We start from the raw sequence: 20,972 nt of genomic DNA, 5'->3' as shown, positions 1-20,972 counted from the left end.
TTATTTCTCCGTCTCGACAAGACCTTTGACGAACAGGCGCTGCATGGCGACCACCACGATCACGGGTGGGATCATCGCCAGCATCGCGGTCGCCATGACCAGGTGCCATTGCGGCAGACCGTCCACGGCATCCGCCATGCGCTTGATCCCCGCAACGATGGTGTAATAGTCCGAACTGGTCGTGATCAGCAGCGGCCAAAGATACTGGTTCCAGCCATAGATGAACAGGATCACGAACAGGGCTGCGATATTGGTGCGCGACAAAGGCAGCAGGATGTCGCGAAAGAACTTCATGGGCCCGGCGCCGTCGATGCGGGCGGCCTCGGTCAGTTCGTCCGGGATGGTCAGGAAGACCTGGCGGAACAGGAACGTGGCCGTGGCCGACGCGATCAGCGGGATCGACAGGCCGGCATAGCTGTTCAGCATGCCCAGATCGGCCACCACCTGGAAGGTGGGCACGATGCGCACCTCGACCGGCAGCATCAGCGTGATGAAGATGCACCAGAAGGCCAGGCCGCGCAGCGGAAAGCGGAAATAGACCACCGCGAAGGCCGACAGGACCGAGATGACGATCTTGCCGATGGCGATGGCCAGCGCCATGACCAGGCTGTTGAACATCATCACGCCGACCGGGGGCGTGCCGCTGGTGGACACGCCCGCGCCCAGCATCTGGCTGTAGTTCTGGATCATCTGGTCACCCGGCCACATCGGGATGGTGCCCGACATGAAGGCGGTCGCGCTGTGGGTCGAGGCCACGAAGGCCACCCAGACCGGCAGCGCCACGACGCAGACGCCCAGGATCAGCGTCAGGTGGGCGGCCAGGTTCAGGAAGGGACGGTTCTCGATCATCAGTAGGCCACCTTCTTCTCAACGAACCGGAACTGGATCACCGTCAGCACCAGGACCAGCGCCATCAGGACCACCGACTGCGCGGCGGACGAGCCCAGGTTCTGCCCGACGAAGCCGTCGAAATAGACCTTGTAGACCATGATGTTGGTGGCCTGTGCCGGGCCGCCCTCGGTCGTGGCGTCGATCACGCCGAACGTGTCGAACATCGCATAGACGATGTTGACGACCAGCAGGAAGAACGTCGTCGGCGACAGCAGCGGAAAGGTGATGTCGAAGAACCGCCGCACCGGACCCGCCCCGTCGATGGCCGCGGCCTCGCGCAGGCTGGCCGGGATCGCCTGCAGCCCTGCCAGGAAGAACAGGAAGTTGTAGCTGATCTGTTTCCACGCGCTGGCGATCACGACCAGCGTCATGGCGTCGCCCTTGTCCTGGATGTGGTTCCAGTCATAGCCCAAGCCCCCCAGCAGATAGGGCATGATGCCGATGGTCGGGTTGAAGATGAACCACCACAGGATGCCCGCGACCGCAGGCGCCACCGCATAGGGCCAGACCAGCAGCGTCGTATAGACCCGCGTGCTGCGGATCATCCGGTCCACCGCGATCGCCAGCAGCAGCGACAGCCCCATCGACAGCACCGTGACCGAGATGGCGAAGACCGCCGTCACCTGCAGGCTGTTGAGATATTCGGGGCTGCCCCACAGGCGGGCGAAATTCTCCAGCCCGACAAAGGTCGTCCGGGTGCCGAAGGCATCCTCGCGCAGAAAGCTTTGACGGATGGCCTGACCGGCGGGCCACAGGAAAAAGATGAAGGTGATGATCAGCTGGGGGGCCAGCAGCAGCCATGGCAGCAACTGGTTTCGGAAAATGGTGCGCTTCATCGCGGGACCTTGGGGCGAAAACGGGAAAAGACCGGGGCCGCGCGTGATGCGCGGCCCCGGCCGAAGGGGGTGGGGCGGTTACTGGTTCTGCGCCTGGAACTCTTCCAGCAGCGCGTCGCCGCGGCTGACGACCGCGTCCAGCGCGCCCTGCGCGTCCTTGTCGCCCGACAGAAGCTGTTCGAACTCTTCGTCGATGATGCCGCGGATCTGGACATAGCTGCCAAAGCGCAGACCCTTGGAGTTCCCGGTCGGCTCGTTCAGGGTGATCTGGTTGATGCCGGTGTCGGCGCCGGGGTTCTCGGCATAATAGCCGGCCATCTGCTCACGCGCGGCGGCAGTGATGGGCAGGTAGCCGGTGAAGGACGCCCAATCGGCCTGCACCTCGGGCTGGGTCAGGTATTCGAAGAACGCCGCGGTCGCCGCGTATTCCTCGTCCGTCTTGCCCGACAGCACCCACAGCGAGGCGCCCCCGATGATCGAGTTCTGCGGCGCGCCCTCGACGTCGTCGTAATAGGGCAGCATGCCATAGCCGACCTCGTACGCGGTCGAGTTGGCGATGACGCCGGCACGGCTGCCCGAGCTGCCCATCAGCATCGCGCATTCCTGCGAGTACAGCATCGGCCCCGCATTGTCGGCGCCCACCGGGCCACCGTACTTGAAGATGCCCTCGTCGGACCAGCGCTTGAGGTTCTCCCAGTGCTTGACCTGAACGGGCCCGTTCAGCGACAGGCGCGCATCAAGGCCACCCATGCCGTTCTCCAGCGTGCCGATCGGCTGGTTGTGCCAAGCCGACAGGTTCTCGGTCTGGATCCAGCTGATCCATTGCGTGGTGAAACCGCAGGTCGCGGCGCCCGATTCCATGATCTGCTTGCTGAACTGCTCCAGCTCGGCCCAGGTCTTGGGAGGGGTGTTCGGGTCCAGGCCCGCCTTCTCGAACACGGTCTTGTTGTAGTACAGGATCGGCGTCGAGCTGTTGAAGGGCATCGATAGCATGTTGCCGTCGGAATCGGTGTAATAGCCGACGACGGCCGGCAGGAACGCCGCCTGGTCGAAGGCCTGGCCGTGCTGCTCCATCAGTTCGTGGACCGGGACGATGGCGCCCTGGGCGGCCATCATGGTGCCGGTGCCGACCTCGAACACCTGGACGATGGCGGGCTGCTGGTTCGCGCGGAACGCGGCGATCGCGGCGGTCATCGTCTCGGGGTAGGTGCCCTTGTAGGCGGGGGTGACGGTGTATTCGTCCTGGCTGTCGTTGAAGCCCTGGGCGATCTCCTCCAGCTTCGCGCCCAGCTCGCCGCCCATGGCGTGCCACCATTCGATGTTCGTTTCTGCCTGCGCGGCAGTCAGCGACGCCACCAGCGCCACCGCGGATGCGGTTCCGTATCGGATCATGTTGTCTTCCCTCCCTTACAGAGTTGCGATGCTGACCCCGCCTATCGGCAGTTCACGACAGCATCGCAACGCTCATGTGACAGTCTTGTGACGTCGGGAGGTTTGGGTCAACGGGTTTCGTTGGCGTTCGGTTTTTTACGAAGTTGCGCGAATGCCCCCATCACCGCGCCGATGATCGGGTTGATGACCTTGGTCGCCACCGGCAGCAGGGCCAGCCCCAGGATCAGGCCGATGACGCCGTCGCAGAAGGCGGTGACGACCCATGCGACCACGCCGGGGGCGGCGGGCACGGCGGCGGCGGCGGCCTCGGCCCAGTCATGAATCAGGTGATAGGGCGCGCCCCAGCCCAGCTGCTCCAGGCCGTGCACGATGATCTGCCCGCCGACCCAGATCATCGCGGCGGTGCCGACCACGGTCAGCGTCTTCATGAAGCCGGGCATGACCTTGACGATGCCGCGGCCCAGAGCGGCGACGGCGCCGGTGCGGCGCTGTGCCAGATGCACCCCGACATCGTCGGCCTTCACCACCAGCGCCACGAACCCATAGACCGCGACGGTGATCGCCACAGCGACCAGCGCCAGGATGACGGCCTTCATCAGCAAGCTGTCGTCGGTCGGGATGGTGGACAGGGCGATTGTCATGATCTCGGCCGACAGGATGAAGTCGGTCTTGATGGCGCCGGCGACGCGGGCCTCCTCCAGCGCGGCACCGTCGGTGTCGGGATGGGTGTGCTTTTCGCTGTCATGGGTGTCGGTCTTGTGGAACAGGTGCGCGACCTTGTGAGCGCCCTCGTAGCACAGATAGGCGCCGCCCAGCATCAGCAGGGGCGGAATGGCCCAAGGCGCAAGGGCCGACAGCAGCAGCGCGACCGGCAACAGGATGACCATCTTGTTGAACAACGATCCGCGCGCGATCTTCCAGACGATGGGGATCTCGCGGCTGGCGTCGAAACCGTGGACGTATTTCGGCGTCACCGCCGCGTCGTCGATGACCGCGCCCGCGGCCTTGGCGCCCGCCTTGGCCGCCTGGCCCGCCACGTCGTCGATCGATGCCGCCGCCACCTTTGAAATTGCCGCTACGTCGTCAAGAAGCGCGATCAACCCGCTCATGCAGTGTCCCTTCGGAAATTGGCCCGATGCGGCGCCGTGCCGCAGCCCATCAGCACCCGGCAACGCGCGTCGAGGCAAGCGGTTTCACCATCACTCACGGATCGGCATGCAAAAAGGCCCGCGCAGAGGGGACTGCGCGGGCCATGACCTGCCTGTCGGGGGACGGCAGGTCCTGCGGGGCGTCTTAGGACGCCGGCAGCAGCACGGTGTCGATCGAGTGGATCACGCCGTTCGACTGGTCCACGTCGGGGATCAGCACGGTGGCGACGTTGCCGTTCTCGTCGGTGATCTGCAGGGCGTTGTCGCTGGCGCGGATGCTGGCGGTCAGCGTGCAGCCACCCACGGTCTCCAGCGCGGCCGAACCGCCGCCCTGCTGGATCATGCGGCCCACGGCGGACGACATCGCCTCGGTCGGGACGACGTGGCAGGTCAGGATGGTCTGCAGGGTCTGCAGGCTCTCGGGCTTCAGCAGGTCCTCGACGGTGCCGTCGGGCAGCTTTTCGAAGGCCGCGTTGGTGGGGGCGAAGACGGTGAACGGGCCGGCGCCCGACAGCGTCTCGACCAGGCCCGCGGCCTGCACGGCGGCGACCAGCGTGGTGTGGTCGGCCGAGTTCACGGCGTTCTCGACGATGTTGCGCGACGGCAGCATCTCGGCGCCGCCGACCATGGTGTTCTGGGCAAAGGCCGGTGCGCCAAGCGCGATGGTGGCAGCGATGATCGAAGCGCCGACTTTGGTAAAGCGGGTGGTCATGGACTTCCTCCGGTTTTGGTTCTGGGCGGCATTTCTGCGCCCGACAGTCCCAAACACGCGGCAGGCGCGGGTTAGTTGCGCAACCAACCGGTCAATCCGCGATCACAAGGACGTGAGCGGCGCGATGGCCACCACCGGCCCGGTCGCCTGGCCGGTCGGCGATCCGCCCGCCGGTTCGTCCGACAGCGCAATCTGGATATCCGCCGAGGGATCCAGCCCGTCCGGCAGTGTCATGCGCAGGGTGCCGTCGCGCGGGACCAGCCCGATCGATACCGGGGCCGAGCCGTCGGGTTTCACCCACCAGATTTCCCAGTCGCGGTCATCGGGGGCGGCGCCGCTTTCCAGCGCGATCTCCATGTCGCGCCCGTCGATGCGGGCAGCGACGCGCAGGGCCTGATCCTGGGTCGCAAGCTGTGCCTGATAGGCGGGGGCGGCGGGCTGCTGCAGCCCGGGCAGCCACAGGAACGCGGCGGTCGCCGCGACGGCCAGCAACCCGGCCAGCGCGCCCATCGGACCGCGCCACCAGGCCCGCCGTTCGGTCGGGTCGTTGGCCAGGGGCGGGGTGACGTGGCCCAACCGTTCGCGGATCGCCTGGCGTGCGCGGGCAGGGGCCATGACCGGGGTCAGCGCCTCGGCGATGCCGGCCATGCGTTCGTACCAGTCGTGGACGATGCGGGCGAAATCCGGGTCGGTGGACATGCGGGCCGTCGCGGCGGCGGCCTCGGGTCCGTCCAAGAGGCCAAGCGCCAGCTCGGCCGCCAGCGCCTGGTCTTCCTGGGACGGGGTCAGCGGGGCGTCGTCGGTCATTGGCTTACGCAATCCTTCAGTCGCAGCAGGCTGCGGCGCAGCCAGCTGCGCACGGTGTTGATGGGAAGCCCCTCACGCGCGGCCAGGTCGGCATAGCTGACCCCCTCGAGGTAGACGGCACGCACGGCGCCCGCCTGCGCCTCGGCCAGCCTGGCCAGGCAGTCGTCCAGCATGCGGCGTTCCTGGGCCATGATCGTCGCCGATTCGGGACCCGGCGCACTGCAGGCGACGAAGGCCGCGGCATCTTCGGGCGCGGTTACCGGTCGTGATCCGCGGGCGCGCAGCCTGTCGATGGATCGGTTGCGGGCGATGGTGATCAGCCAGGTCATCGGCGACAGCCCGTTCGAGGCATAGCGCGCGGCGCTTTGCCACACGCGGATATAGACCTCCTGCAAGGTCTCCTCGGCCTCGGGGCGGTCCTTGAGGACCGACAGGCACACGGCGTGCAGCTTGGCCGATGTCGCGTCGTACAGGCGGTCAAAGGCGTCGCGATCACCCATGGCGGTGCGGGCGATCAGGGTTTCCAGTTCGGAACGGCGTGCGTCTGTCAAAACCGGGGCATCCTTCCAAGGGTTGTGGGCACCTTATGAAGCACACCCTCGCGCGTCAACGCGCGCACGGGGTGGCGGCCGCCCGCGCCGTGCCTTGCACCCGTTGCCCGAATGCGCGATCAATGCGCCGATGTGATGGAAAGGGCTAGGGCCGATGCTGGACATGAACGCGAAACCCACCGAAGAGATCGACCTGCGCGAGGTGTTCGGTCTGGACAGCGACATGAAGGTCAAGGGCTTTGCCGACCGCACGGATCGCGTCCCCGAGATCGACAGCACCTACAAGTTCGATCCCGACACGACGATGGCGATCCTGGCAGGCTTTGCCTACAACCGCCGCGTCATGGTCCAGGGCTATCACGGGACGGGCAAGTCCACCCATATCGAACAGATCGCGGCGCGCCTGAACTGGCCCTGCGTGCGCGTGAACCTGGACAGTCATGTCAGCCGGATCGACCTGATCGGCAAGGATGCGATCAAACTGGTCGACGGCAAGCAGGTCACCGTGTTCCACGAGGGCATCCTGCCCTGGGCGCTGAGGAACCCGACCGCGATCGTCTTTGACGAATACGACGCGGGCCGCGCGGACGTGATGTTCGTGATCCAGCGCGTGCTGGAGGCCGACGGCAAGCTGACGCTTCTGGACCAGAACGAGGTCATCACGCCGAACCCCTATTTCCGCCTGTTCGCCACCGCCAACACGGTGGGCCTGGGCGACACGACCGGCCTCTACCATGGCACCCAGCAGATCAACCAGGGCCAGATGGACCGCTGGTCGCTGGTCGCGACGCTGAACTATCTGCGTCACGACGCCGAAGCCGCGATCGTGCTGGCCAAGGTGCCGCATTACAACACCGAGAAGGGCCGCAAGACCATCAACCAGATGGTGACGCTGGCCGACCTGACGCGGACCGCCTTCATGCAGGGCGATCTGTCCACCGTCATGAGCCCGCGCACGGTCATTTCCTGGGCGCAGAACGCGCGCATCTTTGACAACGTGGGATACGCGTTCCGCCTGACCTTCCTGAACAAATGCGACGAGCTGGAGCGCCAGACCGTGGCAGAGTTCTATCAGCGCCTGTTCGACGAGGAATTGCCGGAAAGCGCAGCCGCCAAGGCGGGCTGAGGCCCGCGCGGCCAAGGGGGCCATCCGCAGATGAAGAAATCCGACAACCCCGCCGACCCGTTCAAGAAGGCCTTGACCGAGGCGACGCGCGCGCTGGCGGGCGAACACGAACTGAACGTGACCTTCAGCGCGGACCCGGCCGGGGTTGCGGGCGACACGATGCGCCTGCCGCAGATCAGCCGCCGCATGGGCCGCGACGAGGTGCTGTTGGCGCGCGGCACGGCCGACGCGCTGGCCATGCGGATGCGCCACCACGATGCGGGCACCCATGCCCACTATTCCCCCGCGGGCCCGATGGCCCGCGAGCTGTACGAGGCGCTGGAGACCGCGCGCTGCGAGGCGCTTGGCGCGCGGGACATGCCGGGGGCGCTGTCCAACATCGACGCCAAGATCGGCGCCGAGGCCGACAAGAAGGGCTATGCCCAGATCAAGGCCCCGGCCGATGCGCCGCTGTCGGTGGCGGCGGGTTACATCCTGCGCCAGGCGGCGACCGGGCGTGCGCTGCCCGCGGGCGCGCAGCATGTCGCCGACCTGTGGCGGCCCTTTGTCGAGAGCCAGGCCTCGGGGGCGCTGGCGGACGTGAACGATGCGCTGGCGGATCAGGCCGCGTTCTCTCGGCTGTCGCGGCGGATCATCACCGACCTGGGTTATGGCGACCAGCTGGGCGAGGATCCGGACCAGCCCGAGGATGACGACAGCGACGAGAACGCCGAGCAGGACGAGGAATCCGGCGACAGCGAATCGCAGGATCAGGACGACAGCGAGGAGAGCGACGCCAGCCCCGAGCGCAGCCAGGAGCAGACCCAGGACGAGCGCCAGGCCCAGGTCGGCATGGACGACACCGCCGAGGACGAGATGGCGGACGAGGCGGAGATGCCCGATCAGGACAGCCCGCCCGACCTGCCGCCCCCGGTCAGCGAGGCCAGCCCCGATTACCGCGTCTTTGCCCAGACCTGGGACGAGGAGATCCGCGCGGAGGATCTGGCCGACATCGCCGAGCTGGAGCGCCTGCGCGCCTATCTGGACAAGCAGCTGGAGCCCCTGCGCGGGGCCGTCAGCCGCCTGGCCAACAAGCTGCAGCGCCGCCTGCAGGCCCAGCAGAACCGCAGCTGGGAGTTCGACAAGGAGGAGGGCGTCCTGGACGCCGGCCGCCTGGCCCGCGTGGTGGCAAACCCGACCATGCCGCTGTCCTTCAAGATCGAGAAGGACACCGAGTTCCGCGACACGGTCGTCACGCTGCTGATCGACAATTCCGGGTCGATGCGCGGGCGTCCGATCAGCATCGCGGCGATCTGCGCCGACGTGCTGGCCCGCACGCTGGAGCGGTGCAACGTCAAGGTCGAGATCCTGGGCTTTACCACGCGCGCCTGGAAGGGCGGGCAGTCGCGCGAGGCGTGGCTGGCCGCGGGCCGTCCGGCCCAGCCCGGGCGCCTGAACGACCTGCGCCACATCGTCTACAAGTCCGCCGATGCGCCCTGGCGCCGTGTCCGTCCCAATCTGGGGCTGATGATGAAGGAGGGGCTGCTCAAGGAGAACATCGACGGCGAGGCGCTGGAATGGGCGCACAAGCGCCTGACCCGCCGCCCCGAGGCACGCAAGATCCTGATGGTGATCTCGGACGGCGCGCCGGTCGATGACAGCACCCTGTCGGTCAACCCTGCCAACTTCCTGGAACGCCACCTGCGCGACGTGATCGCCATGGTCGAGAAGCGCCGCGCCGTCGAGCTGCTGGCGATCGGCATCGGCCATGACGTCACCCGCTATTACCAGCGGGCCGTGACGATCACCGATGCGGAGCAGTTGGCCGGGGCGATCACCGAGCAGCTGGCGGCGCTGTTCGACAGCGATCCGCGCAAGCGGGCGCGGGTGCTGGGCATGGCGTCGATCCGGCGAGGCTGATTGCGTCCCGCGACGCCGGGGGGCGCCGCCCCCCGGACCCCCCGAAGGCATCGCTGATCCGTGACCTAGTCCCGCAGCAATCGACGGATCGTGTGGCGCAGCAGGCGATCACCCCCGGGTTGCCATCCGGCACCGATCAGTGCGGTGCAGTCCGGGACGCGCAGGCGTGACGCATCGGCACGCGGGGGCAACGGGTGACGGCTGCCGGTGGCGTCGCGGACGATCGCCAGTAGGTCGTGGTGATCCAGCACAAGATCACTGCAGTTGACGGTGGATGGCAGCACCCCCGTCGACAGAAGCAGGACCAGCGCCCGGGCGAGGTCGGCGGCGTGGACCTCGGTCGCGATGCGCGGGGCGATGGGGCGACCGGACAGGTAATCGGCGAACAACGTCCGCCATTTATGCGCGGGGCCGGGACCATAGACGCCGGTCGCGCGGATCGCGCAGCCGGCCAGCGGCAGCGATGCCAGAAACGCCTCTGCCCCGGCCTTGACCTGGCCGTAGAGCGTGGTCGGCGCGGCAGGCAGGTCGTCGGGCAGGCGCATCCCCGGCGGATGACCGTCATGCACCGCGCGCGAGGACAGGAACAGCACCCGCCCGACCCCCTGCCGCACGGCTTGATCGAACAGGGCACGCGTACCGTCCAGGTTGGCAGCGATGAAGGCCGCGGGGTCGTCGCCCTCTCCGCCGCGATAGCGGCCCGGCGCGTGGGCGAAGGCACAGTGGATCAGCGCGTCATGGCCCTGCAGCGGCGCAGGGTCGCCCAACGCCCAGCCATGGGCCCGGTCCAGGGGCGTCACGTCGTGGCCCGCCCGGCCCAGGGCGCGCGCGGCATAGCGCCCGACGATCCCGGACGCGCCGGTCAGGGCCACGCGCATCAGGCGGGCGGGCCGGGCAGGGCGTTCAGGTCGGGCACGGGTCCGCCCGCCGCGATCTGGCGCCACAGGTCGATCAGCGGGCGCAGACTGTCGGCCTTGGGGTGATCCTGCCACGGCTTCTCGTACTGGAAATGCAGGATGCGGATCTGGGTCCAGTCCCAAAGTTGCGGCATGTGCGTCCAGACGTATTGCAGCAGGTTGTGGTGGATCGACAGCCCCTGCCAGTCGGGAAAGTACTCCTGCAGGAAGGTCTGATCCGTGCGCCGCCAGAAGGCGCCCGGCCGGTCCAGACGGGCCATCATCGCGGCGAAGGTCGCGGGATCGGGGCGTGCGGTGAAGACACCCGAATTCATCCGGCCGAACCCGTCCAGCCCGTCATAGACATTGGGCGCGGCGCAGAATTCCGGGAAATCGAACAGCTTGTCGACCGGGCGCAGCACGATCGCGTCGGCGTCGATGAAGACGCAGGCGTCGTAGTCCAGCTGCCATAGGCGCAGCTTGATGAAATTGTCCAAGGGGGTATGGAAATCCGGCTTTCCGCCCTTGAGGAATGCGGCCCGTGCGTGCAGCGCGTCGCGGGCATGGGCCTGGTCGAAGGCGTCCGACGTGGGCAGCAGGTCGGCCCGGATCAGCCGGGCGCCAAGCGCGGACAGGCGCGCCAGCGCATCCGCATCGAGGCCGCGATGCATCACCGCCAGATCGGCGGAGGTTCCGGTCAGCCTGAGGGAACGCAGGAGCGCCTCGGCGCCGGGCAGGTAGGCGGCATTGCTGACCAGGGTGACGAAGGCGCGGCGTGCTGTCGCAGGTCCGTCCGCGACTAGTCCGGGGGGTAGCGTAGGATCGGTCATCTGCGCGGGTCCTGATCGGGGCGGGTGTCGGGCCTTCATGGCAGACGGGCGCGGGGTTTGCCAAGCTGTTGCGGAACCGCCCACCCCCGGCCACGTTTCCTTGCGAGTCCAACAGGAAAGTGATCCCATGTCCCACAACCACGAGCCGGAAAAAGCCGCGCGCAATCACAAGCCCGCGATCATCGCCATCATCGTCGCGCTGGTCGTGGCGGCACTGGTGTTCTTCGTCTTCACGCCTGGCGTGGACGAACAGGAAGACGGCATCGCCATGACCGCCCCGCCCGCCGACACGCCGATCAGCGATGCCGAGGGCCTGGGCGAGGATGTCGGCGAACCCACCACGCCCGGCGCGGATACCCCGGCCGATGGCACCACCGCCCCCACCGGCACCGCCGACCGGCCCGCAGGCGACGATGCCCCCGCGCCCGCGAACTGAGCCGCGCCCACATTCCGTGTTCCCCGCGCCCGGACCTGAAACGGTCCGGGCGTTCTTCTGACGCAACCGTGACCGGCATGGGCCGATGACATTGCCTCACGGGTTTGAGATAACGGCCACAGAATGGCGCGCAAAGCGCCGCGGGCGGTATCTTCGGACAGAAGAAGGGGCAGGCATGAAATTTCTGACAAAGCTGTTGCTGGGGTTGGCGGTGGTGACATTCGCCGTCTCCTGCGGACGGACGCCGCCGCGGGGGCAGGCGCCTGGCGGCTACCAGGTCGCGCCCGGACCCGGGGCGAACCCGCAGCTGGGCGACCGCGCGCCGCACCAGTGGCGCAACGGCGCGCCCTATGGGCATGCGGTGCACGGCATCGACATCTCGCGCTGGCAGGGGGACATCGACTGGAACCGGGTGCGCGGTGCGGGCATCAGCTTCGCCTTCATCAAGGCGACCGAAGGGGGCGATCACTCCGACCCGAACTTCCGCCGCTACTGGTACGAGGCCGCGCAGGCCCGGATCCCGCGGGGCGCCTATCATTTCTACTATTTCTGCCGATCTGGCGCCGAGAACGCATATTGGTACATCCAGAACGTCCCGCGCGAGGCCGGATCGCTGCCGCCCGTGCTGGACATGGAATGGACCAATTCGCGCAACTGCCCCCGCCGCCCCCCGGCCGCCGAGGTTCTGCGCGAGGCCGAGGTATTCATGCAGATCGTCGGCCGCCATTACGGCCAGCGCCCGATCATCTACACCACCGTCGATTTCTATCGCGAGAACCAGATGGGCCGCATGAACGCCGAGTTCTGGCTGCGATCGGTCGCGGATCATCCCAGTGTCACCTATCCGGGCCAGCGCTGGACGTTCTGGCAGTATACCGGCACGGGCATCGTTCCGGGCATCCGCGGTGACACGGACATCAACGCCTTTGCGGGCTCGGCTGCGGATTGGGCGCGATGGTTGCAGGCGCGCCTGGTTCGCTAGCCCCCCGGCGCTGGCTGCAGGTCGAGTTCGCGGCGCTCTATGTCGGGGCGCCGCTGGCGATCGCACTGTTCCTGCCGCCCGATCAGCTGTTCACCGCGCTGGCGGTGTTCAGCCTGGCCGGGATGGCGCTGCTGTGGATCACCGGCGGGTTCCGCTGGCGCGTGCTGGTGCGGGGCTGGCGGCGGATGCCCTGGCAGGAGCTGGCGGGCATCGCGCTGGCGACGCTGGCGGCGGGCTGGCTGATCCTGGCCTGGATGCGCCCCGAGGCGCTGTTCTCGATCCCCCGCAACCGGCCCGAATTCCTGCTGGTCATCTGGACCTTCTATCCGATCCTGTCGGCGCTGCCGCAGGAGCTGATCTTCCGCCCGCTGTTCTTTCACCGCTACGGCGCGATCCTGCCCCAGGGGCGGGCGGCCATCGCGCTGAACGCGGCCATCTTTTCGTTCGCGCATCTGATGTACTGGTCCTGGATCGTGGCGATCATGACCTTCGTGGGCGGCTGGTTCTTTGCCCGCGCCTATCTGCGGCACGGCTTTCCGGCGGCTTGGGCGCTGCACGCGGTGGCCGGGAACGTGCTGTTCGCTGTTGGCATGGGCGTCTATTTCTACAGCGGCAACGTGGTGCGGCCGTTCTGAAGGCCTGCTCTAAGAGGTTGACTTCCCGCCCAGCCCGCGCTTTGTGCGGGGGCTGAAAAACTGGGGAAAACGCTCATGCACGCCTATCGCAGCCATACCTGCGGCGACCTGAAGGCCGCCGATGCCGGAACCACCGTCCGCCTGTCGGGCTGGGTCCACCGGGTCCGCGACCACGGGGGCGTGCTGTTCGTCGACCTGCGCGACCATTACGGCATGACGCAGGTGCTGGCCGACAGCGACAGCCCCGCCTTTGCCGCGATGGACAAGCTGCGGGCAGAGACCGTCATCCGCATCGACGGCCGGGTCAAGATGCGTGACGCGTCGCTGGTCAACGCCAAGCTGCCCACCGGCGAGATCGAGGTCTATGCCACCGAAATCGAGGTGCTGGGGCCCGCGGACGAACTGCCCCTGCCGGTCTTCGGCGACCAGGACTATCCCGAGGAGACGCGGCTGGCCTATCGCTTTCTGGACCTGCGCCGCGACAGCCTGCACAACAACATCATGCTGCGGTCCAAGGTCATCCGGTCGATCCGCAACCGCATGTGGGACCAGAACTTCACCGAATTCCAGACGCCGATCATCACGGCCAGCAGCCCCGAGGGCGCGCGCGACTTCCTGGTGCCGTCGCGACTGCATCCGGGCAAGTTCTATGCCCTGCCGCAGGCGCCCCAGCAGTTCAAGCAGCTGATCATGGTCGCGGGTTTCGACAAGTATTTCCAGATCGCCCCCTGCTTCCGCGACGAGGACCCGCGCGCCGACCGCAGCCCGACCGATTTCTATCAGCTGGACATGGAGATGTCCTTCGTCCGGCAGGAGGACGTGTTCGCCACTGTCCAGCCGGTCATCCAAGGCCTGTTCGAGGAGTTCGGTGGCGGCCGCCGCGTGGACGCCGACTGGCCGCTGATCCCCTATGCCGACAGCCTGCTGAAATACGGCACCGACAAGCCCGACCTCCGGAACCCGATCGAGATGCAGATCGTCAGCGATCACTTCCGCGGGTCGGGCTTCGGCATCTTCGCCAAGCTGCTGGAGCAGGAGGGCACGCAGGTCCGCGCCATTCCCGCGCCCACCGGCGGCAGCCGAAAGTTCGCCGACCGCATGAACGCCTTTGCGCAAGGGCAGGGCCTGCCTGGCATGGGCTACATCATCTGGCGCCGCGCCGAGGACGGTTCGACCGAGGCCGCCGGCCCCATCGCCAAGGCGCTTGGCGTCGAGAAGACCGAGGCGATCCGCACGCAGCTGGGCTTGGCCGAGGGTGATGCGGCCTTCTTCCTGGGCGGCCGTCCCGACCAGTTCGAGGCCGTCGCGGGCCGCGCCCGCACGGAAATCGGCCGTGAATTGGGCCTGATCGACGAAAACCAGTTCAAGTTCGCCTGGATCGTCGATTTCCCGATGTACGAGAAGACCGACGACGGCAAGATCGACTTCAGCCACAACCCCTTCAGCATGCCGCAGGGCGGGATGGAGGCGCTGAACGGCGACCCGCTGGAGGTTCTGGGATACCAGTACGACCTGGCCTGCAACGGCTATGAGCTGATCAGCGGCGCGATCCGCAACCACAAGCCCGAGATCATGTTCAAGGCGTTCGAGCTGGCCGGCTATCCGGCATCCGAGGTCGAGAAGCGGTTCGGCGGCATGGTCAAGGCGTTCCGCTATGGCGCACCGCCGCACGGGGGCTGTGCCGCGGGCATCGACCGCATCGTGATGCTGCTGGCCGACGAGCAGAACATCCGCGAGGTCATCATGTTCCCGATGAACCAGCGCGCCGAGGACCTGATGATGGGCGCCCCGTCAGAGCCCACCAACGAGCAAATGCGTGACCTGCGTCTGCGGGCGTTGCCGAAAGAGTGACCTGACCCCGGGCGGCGGACATGGCATGATGCTGCACAGCAGCACCAGCCGGAGCCTGTCGCCCGATGCCGTCCTATGCTGAAATCGCCGCGATCCGCCTTGGCTTTGGCCTGTCGCCGCGCCTGACACCGCCCGCCGACCCGGCGGGAATGGCGGCATCGGTTGCGGCGGCCACGCGGATCGGGCCGCAGGCCGTGACGCTGGACAAGGTCCGCGCCTGGCAGGACAAGGGCCTTGACCTTGGCGCCGCCGCCCGCGCCGGCGATCCTGCCGCCCGCGATCGCGATGTCGCCTATCGGCGCAGGCTGGGCGGCATCTATCGTGCGGCGATCCAGAACCGTTTCGCGCGCGCAGTCGATGACCCTTCCGGCTTTGGGGAACGTCTGGTCTGGTTCTGGGCCGATCATTTCACCGTCACCGGTGGCACGGTCTATTGGAACCTGATGACCGACGCCTTTGTCCAGGATGCGATCCGTCCGCATCTGACCGGTCGGTTCGCCGACATGATGCTGGCGGCCGAAATCCATCCGGCGATGGTGCGCTATCTGGATCAGGACCGGTCGGTCGGCCCCAACTCGGCCCGCGCGCGCAGGAATCCCGACAAGCCGTTGGGATTGAACGAGAACCTGGCGCGCGAGATGATCGAACTGCACAGCCTTGGCGTGGGGGCCGATTACTCCCAGCAGGATGTGACGCAGCTGGCCGAACTGCTGACCGGACTGGCCTATCACCCCCGGCAGACGGGCATCTTCCGTCCCGGCCAGGCCGAACCGGGGGCCGAGACGGTTCTGGGCGCCCGCTATGGCGGGGGGCGCGCCAGTCTGGACGACATTCGCGGGGTCATCGCCGACCTGGCCCACCATCCGGCGACCGCCCGGCATATCGCCCGCAAGATGGCTGTGCATTTCGTCGCGGACGAACCGCCGCAGCCGCTGGTCGACCGGCTGGCGGCCGTGTTCGCCGATACCGGCGGCGATCTGGGCGCGATGAACCTGGCGCTGGCAGAGGCGCCGGAACTGCGGCAGCAGTTCCGCCAGAAGATGCGGCAGCCCTTCGACTTTCTGGTGGCCGCCCTGCGCGGACTTGGCGTCGACGGGCGTCAGGTCCGCGACATGAAGCCGGGCCAGCTGCAGCGTCTGTTGCTGCAACCGATGACTGCGATGGGGCAGGCCTGGGGCAGCCCCCTGGGGCCCGACGGCTGGCCCGAGGATCAGGCGGCCTGGGCCAGCCCCCAAGGTCTGGCGATGCGCATCACCTGGGCGCTGAGCGCGCCGTCGCGGCTGACCGACCCGCTGCCCGACGCACGCCAGCTGCTGCGTGCGGCCTTGGGCGACACCGCGTCCGAGGCGCTGTCCTGGGCGGTCCCGCGCGCCGAAAGCCAGGCCGAGGGCGTGACCCTGATCCTGGCCTCGGCCGATTTCAACCGGAGGTGACGCGATGCTGTCTCGGCGGCTGTTCCTGAAATCGACGGCGCTGATCGGCTGCTCGGCCGCCGCGCATCCGCTGCTGTCGTCGGCGACCTTCGCGGCGGCGCCGGGCGACAATCGCCTGGTCGTCATCATCCTGCGCGGCGCGATGGACGGGATGGACGCGTTTCAGCCTTATGGCGACCCCGCACTTCGGGGGCTGCGCCAGACCCTGTCGCTTGGACCCGATCACGGCGCCACTGATCTGGACGGGTTCTTTGCGCTGCATCCGGGCCTGTCGGACCTGTTGCCGCTGTGGCAGGCCGGGCAGCTGGCCTTCGCGCCCGCGGTCTCGACGCCCTATCGCGACAAGCGCAGCCATTTCGACGGCCAGACCATGCTGGAGGCCGGCACCGGCACCGACCTGGACCTGGATGCCCAGCAGGACGGCTGGCTGAACCGGCTGCTGCAGGCGATGCCGGGGCAGGCGTCGGAGACCGCCTATTCTGTAGGGGTCTCGCAGATGCGCATCCTGCAGGGGCAGGCCCCGGCCAAAAGCTGGACCCCCAAGGCGCAGATGGACCTCAGCCCGCAGGCCGAGCAGCTGCTGACGCGCATCTATCACGATGACCCGCTGTTCCGCGACGCCAGTGCGCAGGCGATGGAGATCGTGGCCAGCCTGTCGCCGGACCTTGCCACCGGCAAGCCGGGACAGGACCACCTGGAGATCGCGCGTTTTGCCGCGGACCGCCTGAACGGCCAGACGCGGATCGCCAGCTTTTCCATCGGCGGGTGGGACACCCATGCGGGGCAGGCGGGGTCGCTGCTGCGGATGCTGGGGCGGCTGGCCGACACGATTCTGACGCTGAAGGCGGATCTGGGCGCGAACTGGGACCGCACCACCGTCATGGCGATGACAGAGTTCGGACGCACCGTCCGCGAGAACGGATCGGCGGGGACCGATCACGGCACCGGGGGCACGCTGCTGGTGGCGGGGGGCGCCGTGCGCGGCGGGCGGATGATGGGCGATTGGCCGGGTCTGGCAGAGGGCGATCTGTACGACGGGCGCGACCTGATGCCGCTGCGCGACATTCGCGCCTATGCGGCCTGGGCGATGCACGCCAAGTTCGGCATCGATCGTGCCACCCTGGAGGGGTCTGTCTTTCCCGGACTGGACATGGGGTCCGATCCGCGGATGACCGCCTAATCCTACATCTCGGCCACGCGGGACAGGCGGTCCTGGACCATGCCGCTGATACGCGCCAGGTCCGTCGCCAGCGCGTGCCCGGCGTTGTAGTCGCGCGCCAGCGCCGTGGCCGCAGCCTCCAGCGCGGGGTCGTGGGCGGACCGTGCCACCCCGGCCAGGAAGCGGGCGATATAGTCGATCTCGGTCGTGTCATGGGCGCTGGACAGCACCTCCGCCACGTGGGCCAGGTCGTCGCGCAGGCCCGAGGGGTCGGGCTGGATCATGTCGTCGGGCAGCGCCCGCAGCGTCATCGCCCCGGTATCGGCGGGCAGCACCCGCAGGATCGCCTGCTGGAACACCGCCAGGCTCTCGACCGGCTTGGGCAGGAACCCGTCCGCACCCGCCGCCAGCGCCTCGGACGCGCGGTCGGGATCGCCGGACATCGCCAGGATCACCGGCACCCGCAGTTCGGCGGCATGCAGTTCGGCGATCAGCGCGACCCCGTCGCCATCGGGCAGGCCCAGGTCGATCACCACCACCGCCGGACGATAGCTGCGCAGATGACGCGCCGCGGACCGCAGGCAATCCGCGCGGCGAATCCGCGCACCGGACTTGAGACACAGCAGCCGCACGGCCTCGCTGGCAAAGCGCGAATCCTCGATCACCAGCACCGTCAGGCCTGTCAGCGGTCTGTTGGGCAGCGACAAACGCCATTGCGGCAAGGGCTTGGGCGTGTCGGCCGTGATATCCGTCAGCATGTCTGTGTCCCCATCCACGTCTTCACGCCCAGTTAAGCCCCGATTCGCTAAGAACCGGTTAACGGCGATGCTTTTCCTTTCCCGCGGCGCGCCCAGGGCTTAGAACCGCCTGAAACGGAGGATGTGACGATGATCGGTCGCCTGAACCATGTCGCCATTGCCGTCCCCGACCTGCAGGCGGCGGCGGCACAGTACCAGACCACCCTGGGGGCCACCGTCGGTCCGCCCCAGGACGAACCCGACCACGGCGTGACCGTGGTGTTCATCGAACTGCCGAACACCAAGATCGAGCTTTTGTACCCTCTGGGCGACGACAGCCCGATCCGCGGGTTCCTGGACAAGAACCCGTCGGGCGGCATCCATCACATGTGCTTCGAGGTGGATGACATCATCGCCGCGCGCGACCACATGAAGACACAAGGCGCCCGCGTGCTGGGCACCGGAGAGCCGAAGATCGGCGCCCATGGCAAGCCCGTGCTGTTCCTGCACCCCAAGGATTTCAACGGCTGCCTGATCGAACTGGAGCAAATCTGATGAACCTGACCGGCGGTATCGTTCTGTTCGCCTCGCTGTGGTTCCTGACCCTGTTCTGCGTCATGCCCATCGGGCAGCGCAGTCAGGCCGATGCCGGAGAGGTCATTCCCGGCACCCATGCGGGCGCGCCGTCGGGCGTGAACTGGCGGCGCAAGCTGATCTGGACCACGGCCATCACCAGCGCCATCTGGGCCGTACTGGCGTGGATCGTCCTGGGCGGCGTGATCACGCGCGCGGATATCTCGAACCTGGACCAGTGGATCCGCTGATCATCTGGAACAGGTGGGTGAAGGCCGCCGCCGCCAGCAGCGGCACGGCGATGTTGACCACGGGGATGACCAGGCCCACCGCGACCAGCACGCCCGTCAGGGTCACGCGCGCCGAATGGGCGCGGCGCAGGTCGCTGGCCGGGCCTTCGTCCAGGTGGCGACGGGCGGCCATCTGAAAGAACTCGCGTCCCAGCAGCCAGCCGTTCGCGCCCAGGAACAGCAGGGGCGCAAAGGGGCCGATGAAGGGCGTCAGGATCAGGCTGATCACCAGCACCCCCAGGACCGCCAGCACGACCGCCACGGATTCCAGCAGCCCGTCGAAGAAGTCCAGCGACGTGCCGCGGCGGTCCGGGTAATGGATCGCCTCGACCTTTTCGGCAACGGTTTCCGCGAAGAGGCCCGCAAAACCGGCGGCGACCGGGGCCATCAGGAAGATCCCCATTACCGGAAACAGCGCCAGCGATCCCCAGGACAGCACCTGACCGAACTCGATCTGGCCCAGCCAGGGCAGGGTGACCCCGCCCGGCAGCCACAGCCGCAGCGTCCAGAAGATCGCCGCCTGCAGGGCCACGAACAGCACCAGCGTCAGCCCGATGCCCAGCAGCACCAGCCGCAGTACCGATGGGCGCAGCAGGTCGGCCCAACCCCGCAGCAGCGCGCGAATGGGCATCATGGACGCCACTCGGTCTTGGCGGCGATGTCGGGGCGCGGGCGTTCCGGGGGCTGCGCGCCGCGGGTGCCGATATGGATCAGCCCCGCGACGCGCTCATGCGCCGCGATGCCCAGATGCGCCTGCGCAAAGGATTGGTCCAGCGCCGCAAAGCCCGTGAGCCAGGCGGCGCCCCAACCGGATGCCAGCGCCGCGTTGACCAGCCCCAGGCACAGCGCGCCCGTCGACAGGACCTGCTCCCATTCGGGAACCTTGGGGCTGTCGACCGGGGAGAAGACCACCGCCACGATCACCGGCGACGCCATGGCCGAGGCCGCCTTGTCCGCCGCCGTCTGATCCTGCCCCGCGGCCAGGACCGCGTCGCGCAGCCGCGGCGCCATCGCATCCAGGGTTTGGCGGCCCAGCACGACAAAGCGCCACGGCTCCAGCTTGCCATGATCGGGAACGCGGGCCGCCAGGGTCAGCAGATCGGCCAGCTGGTCAGGGTCCGGGCCCGGACCGGTCATCATCTTGGGCGGGTGGGACCGGCGGGTGGCCAGAAACTGCAGGGCGGCGTCGTTGCGGTGGTCCATGCGGATCTCCTGTAAGATCAGGGGCGGTAGCCGAGAGGCTGGCCGCGGGCGGGCGGTCAGCCTTCCTTCTCGATGCGGTAATTGCCCTCGGGCAGGTTCAGCGCAAGGCGCAGTTCGGTCAGCTGATGCATGGACAGGGTGATGCGCACGACCTCTTCGCCGTCATCGCTCATCTGTTCCAGAATCACCCGGTCGTCAAAGCCCAGGATGACGACGTCCTCGTTCAGCGGGCGTGTCTGGGCCTCGGCCTCGTCGATCAGGGTGATCACGGTCGCGTCGAAGTCGTGTTCGATAGTGAACATCCGAATCTCCTTGGGAAAGGCCCGACAATCGCGTGAAAGGGGGGCTGCGGCAAGCGGTCGGGGTTTACGCCGGACGGGCAGGGGGTATTCTGCGCCGACAGGATCGCGCCGACGCCGGGGCGGCGCAACAGGGCAGGGACGATGGGACAGATGATGGCGCGCAGCTGGCTGGCAGGGTTGATCGCGGCAGTGGCCGTCGCGGGCTGTGCGCCGCTGCCCGCACCCGGCACCGCCCCCATGCCCGCGCCCGTCCCGCAGGTCCCGGTCCTGCCGGCCCCGTCGG

At 67.8% G+C, this 20,972-nt stretch carries 23 protein-coding genes; 10 read left to right on the top strand and 13 right to left on the bottom strand.

What is annotated here, in order from left to right:
* From ugpE to FHD68_RS03275, 7 genes are all read right to left on the bottom strand, one after another.
* Positions 1-849 carry a sn-glycerol-3-phosphate ABC transporter permease UgpE gene (gene ugpE / locus FHD68_RS03305; protein WP_046000989.1) on the bottom strand — a complete coding sequence of 283 codons (849 nt, stop codon included), beginning with the start codon at positions 847-849 and terminating at the stop codon, positions 1-3.
* Positions 849-1,727 (bottom strand): sn-glycerol-3-phosphate ABC transporter permease UgpA, encoded by an 879-nt coding sequence (ugpA, locus tag FHD68_RS03300; protein ID WP_045981620.1) that lies wholly within the window; start codon positions 1,725-1,727, stop codon positions 849-851. The genes ugpE and ugpA overlap by 1 nt, the downstream gene beginning before the upstream one ends.
* Before the next feature lie 78 nt (positions 1,728-1,805).
* Complete coding sequence (gene ugpB / locus FHD68_RS03295) at positions 1,806-3,119, bottom strand: sn-glycerol-3-phosphate ABC transporter substrate-binding protein UgpB (RefSeq protein ID WP_127898935.1); 1,314 nt, start codon at positions 3,117-3,119, stop codon at positions 1,806-1,808.
* A 107-nt stretch (positions 3,120-3,226) separates the two neighbouring features.
* Positions 3,227-4,228 (bottom strand): DUF808 domain-containing protein, encoded by a 1,002-nt coding sequence (locus tag FHD68_RS03290; protein ID WP_127898934.1) that lies wholly within the window; start codon positions 4,226-4,228, stop codon positions 3,227-3,229.
* Between the two features lie 184 nt (positions 4,229-4,412).
* Entirely contained in the window at positions 4,413-4,979 is a 567-nt protein-coding gene (locus tag FHD68_RS03285; RefSeq protein WP_139085154.1) for a fasciclin domain-containing protein, read from the bottom strand.
* Positions 4,980-5,081: 102 nt separating this feature from the next.
* Positions 5,082-5,786, bottom strand: a complete 705-nt coding sequence (locus FHD68_RS03280; protein ID WP_127898932.1) for an anti-sigma factor — start codon at positions 5,784-5,786, stop codon at positions 5,082-5,084.
* On the bottom strand, positions 5,783-6,337 hold the full coding sequence (locus tag FHD68_RS03275; protein WP_045981615.1) for a sigma-70 family RNA polymerase sigma factor: 555 nt from the start codon (positions 6,335-6,337) through the stop codon (positions 5,783-5,785). The genes FHD68_RS03280 and FHD68_RS03275 overlap by 4 nt, the downstream gene beginning before the upstream one ends.
* A 154-nt stretch (positions 6,338-6,491) precedes the next feature.
* Here FHD68_RS03275 and cobS point away from each other — a divergent pair, with 154 nt between their 5' ends.
* Both cobS and cobT read left to right on the top strand, forming a co-directional pair.
* The gene (gene cobS, locus FHD68_RS03270; protein ID WP_045981614.1) at positions 6,492-7,463 is read left to right on the top strand and encodes a cobaltochelatase subunit CobS; all 972 of its coding nucleotides are present in this window, start codon (positions 6,492-6,494) and stop codon (positions 7,461-7,463) included.
* A 30-nt stretch (positions 7,464-7,493) separates the two neighbouring features.
* The gene (gene cobT, locus FHD68_RS03265; RefSeq protein ID WP_127898931.1) at positions 7,494-9,362 is read left to right on the top strand and encodes a cobaltochelatase subunit CobT; all 1,869 of its coding nucleotides are present in this window, start codon (positions 7,494-7,496) and stop codon (positions 9,360-9,362) included.
* Between the two features lie 65 nt (positions 9,363-9,427).
* Here the strand turns inward: cobT and FHD68_RS03260 are convergent, their stop codons facing one another.
* Both FHD68_RS03260 and FHD68_RS03255 read right to left on the bottom strand, forming a co-directional pair.
* Positions 9,428-10,240, bottom strand: coding sequence for an NAD-dependent epimerase/dehydratase family protein (locus tag FHD68_RS03260; RefSeq protein ID WP_127899408.1), 813 nt, complete (start codon positions 10,238-10,240; stop codon positions 9,428-9,430).
* Entirely contained in the window at positions 10,240-11,088 is an 849-nt protein-coding gene (locus FHD68_RS03255; protein ID WP_127898930.1) for a glycosyl transferase, read from the bottom strand. The genes FHD68_RS03260 and FHD68_RS03255 overlap by 1 nt, the downstream gene beginning before the upstream one ends.
* 127 nt (positions 11,089-11,215) lie before the next feature.
* Here FHD68_RS03255 and FHD68_RS03250 point away from each other — a divergent pair, with 127 nt between their 5' ends.
* From FHD68_RS03250 to FHD68_RS03225, 6 genes are all read left to right on the top strand, one after another.
* On the top strand, positions 11,216-11,524 hold the full coding sequence (locus FHD68_RS03250) for a tripartite tricarboxylate transporter TctB family protein (RefSeq protein ID WP_127898929.1): 309 nt from the start codon (positions 11,216-11,218) through the stop codon (positions 11,522-11,524).
* 175 nt (positions 11,525-11,699) lie between these two features.
* Positions 11,700-12,506 (top strand): glycoside hydrolase family 25 protein, encoded by an 807-nt coding sequence (locus tag FHD68_RS03245; RefSeq protein WP_127898928.1) that lies wholly within the window; start codon positions 11,700-11,702, stop codon positions 12,504-12,506.
* Entirely contained in the window at positions 12,479-13,141 is a 663-nt protein-coding gene (locus FHD68_RS03240) for a CPBP family intramembrane glutamic endopeptidase (RefSeq protein WP_127898927.1), read from the top strand. The genes FHD68_RS03245 and FHD68_RS03240 overlap by 28 nt, the downstream gene beginning before the upstream one ends.
* Before the next feature lie 75 nt (positions 13,142-13,216).
* Positions 13,217-14,992, top strand: coding sequence for an aspartate--tRNA ligase (aspS, locus tag FHD68_RS03235; RefSeq protein WP_127898926.1), 1,776 nt, complete (start codon positions 13,217-13,219; stop codon positions 14,990-14,992).
* 65 nt (positions 14,993-15,057) lie between these two features.
* Positions 15,058-16,425 (top strand): DUF1800 domain-containing protein, encoded by a 1,368-nt coding sequence (locus FHD68_RS03230; protein ID WP_127898925.1) that lies wholly within the window; start codon positions 15,058-15,060, stop codon positions 16,423-16,425.
* 4 nt (positions 16,426-16,429) lie between these two features.
* On the top strand, positions 16,430-17,605 hold the full coding sequence (locus FHD68_RS03225) for a DUF1501 domain-containing protein (protein WP_127898924.1): 1,176 nt from the start codon (positions 16,430-16,432) through the stop codon (positions 17,603-17,605).
* A gap of 2 nt (positions 17,606-17,607) precedes the next feature.
* Here the strand turns inward: FHD68_RS03225 and FHD68_RS03220 are convergent, their stop codons facing one another.
* Entirely contained in the window at positions 17,608-18,342 is a 735-nt protein-coding gene (locus FHD68_RS03220) for a response regulator (RefSeq protein WP_127898923.1), read from the bottom strand.
* 129 nt (positions 18,343-18,471) lie between these two features.
* Between FHD68_RS03220 and mce the strand changes: the two genes are divergently transcribed.
* A complete protein-coding gene (mce, locus tag FHD68_RS03215; RefSeq protein ID WP_042246072.1) occupies positions 18,472-18,876 on the top strand; it encodes a methylmalonyl-CoA epimerase in 405 nt (134 codons plus the stop codon).
* The gene (locus FHD68_RS03210; RefSeq protein ID WP_127898922.1) at positions 18,876-19,145 is read left to right on the top strand and encodes a DUF1467 family protein; all 270 of its coding nucleotides are present in this window, start codon (positions 18,876-18,878) and stop codon (positions 19,143-19,145) included. Before mce ends, FHD68_RS03210 begins: the two co-directional genes overlap by 1 nt.
* Here the strand turns inward: FHD68_RS03210 and FHD68_RS03205 are convergent.
* Genes FHD68_RS03205 through FHD68_RS03195 form a run of 3 tightly spaced genes read right to left on the bottom strand, consistent with a single transcriptional unit; the run spans position 19,102 to position 20,689 of the window.
* The gene (locus FHD68_RS03205; protein ID WP_240542440.1) at positions 19,102-19,818 is read right to left on the bottom strand and encodes an EI24 domain-containing protein; all 717 of its coding nucleotides are present in this window, start codon (positions 19,816-19,818) and stop codon (positions 19,102-19,104) included. The genes FHD68_RS03210 and FHD68_RS03205 overlap by 44 nt on opposite strands.
* A complete protein-coding gene (locus tag FHD68_RS03200; protein ID WP_127898921.1) occupies positions 19,815-20,387 on the bottom strand; it encodes a nitroreductase family protein in 573 nt (190 codons plus the stop codon). The genes FHD68_RS03205 and FHD68_RS03200 overlap by 4 nt, the downstream gene beginning before the upstream one ends.
* Positions 20,388-20,443: 56 nt before the next feature.
* Complete coding sequence (locus tag FHD68_RS03195) at positions 20,444-20,689, bottom strand: hypothetical protein (RefSeq protein WP_042246064.1); 246 nt, start codon at positions 20,687-20,689, stop codon at positions 20,444-20,446.
* Positions 20,690-20,972: the final 283 nt, after the last annotated feature.

Source organism: Paracoccus marcusii, assembly GCF_006151785.1.
Taxonomy (GTDB): Bacteria; Pseudomonadota; Alphaproteobacteria; order Rhodobacterales; family Rhodobacteraceae; genus Paracoccus; species Paracoccus marcusii.
The sequence above is the reverse complement of the archived record's forward strand: the minus strand, read 5'-3'. Positions and strand labels throughout refer to the sequence as shown.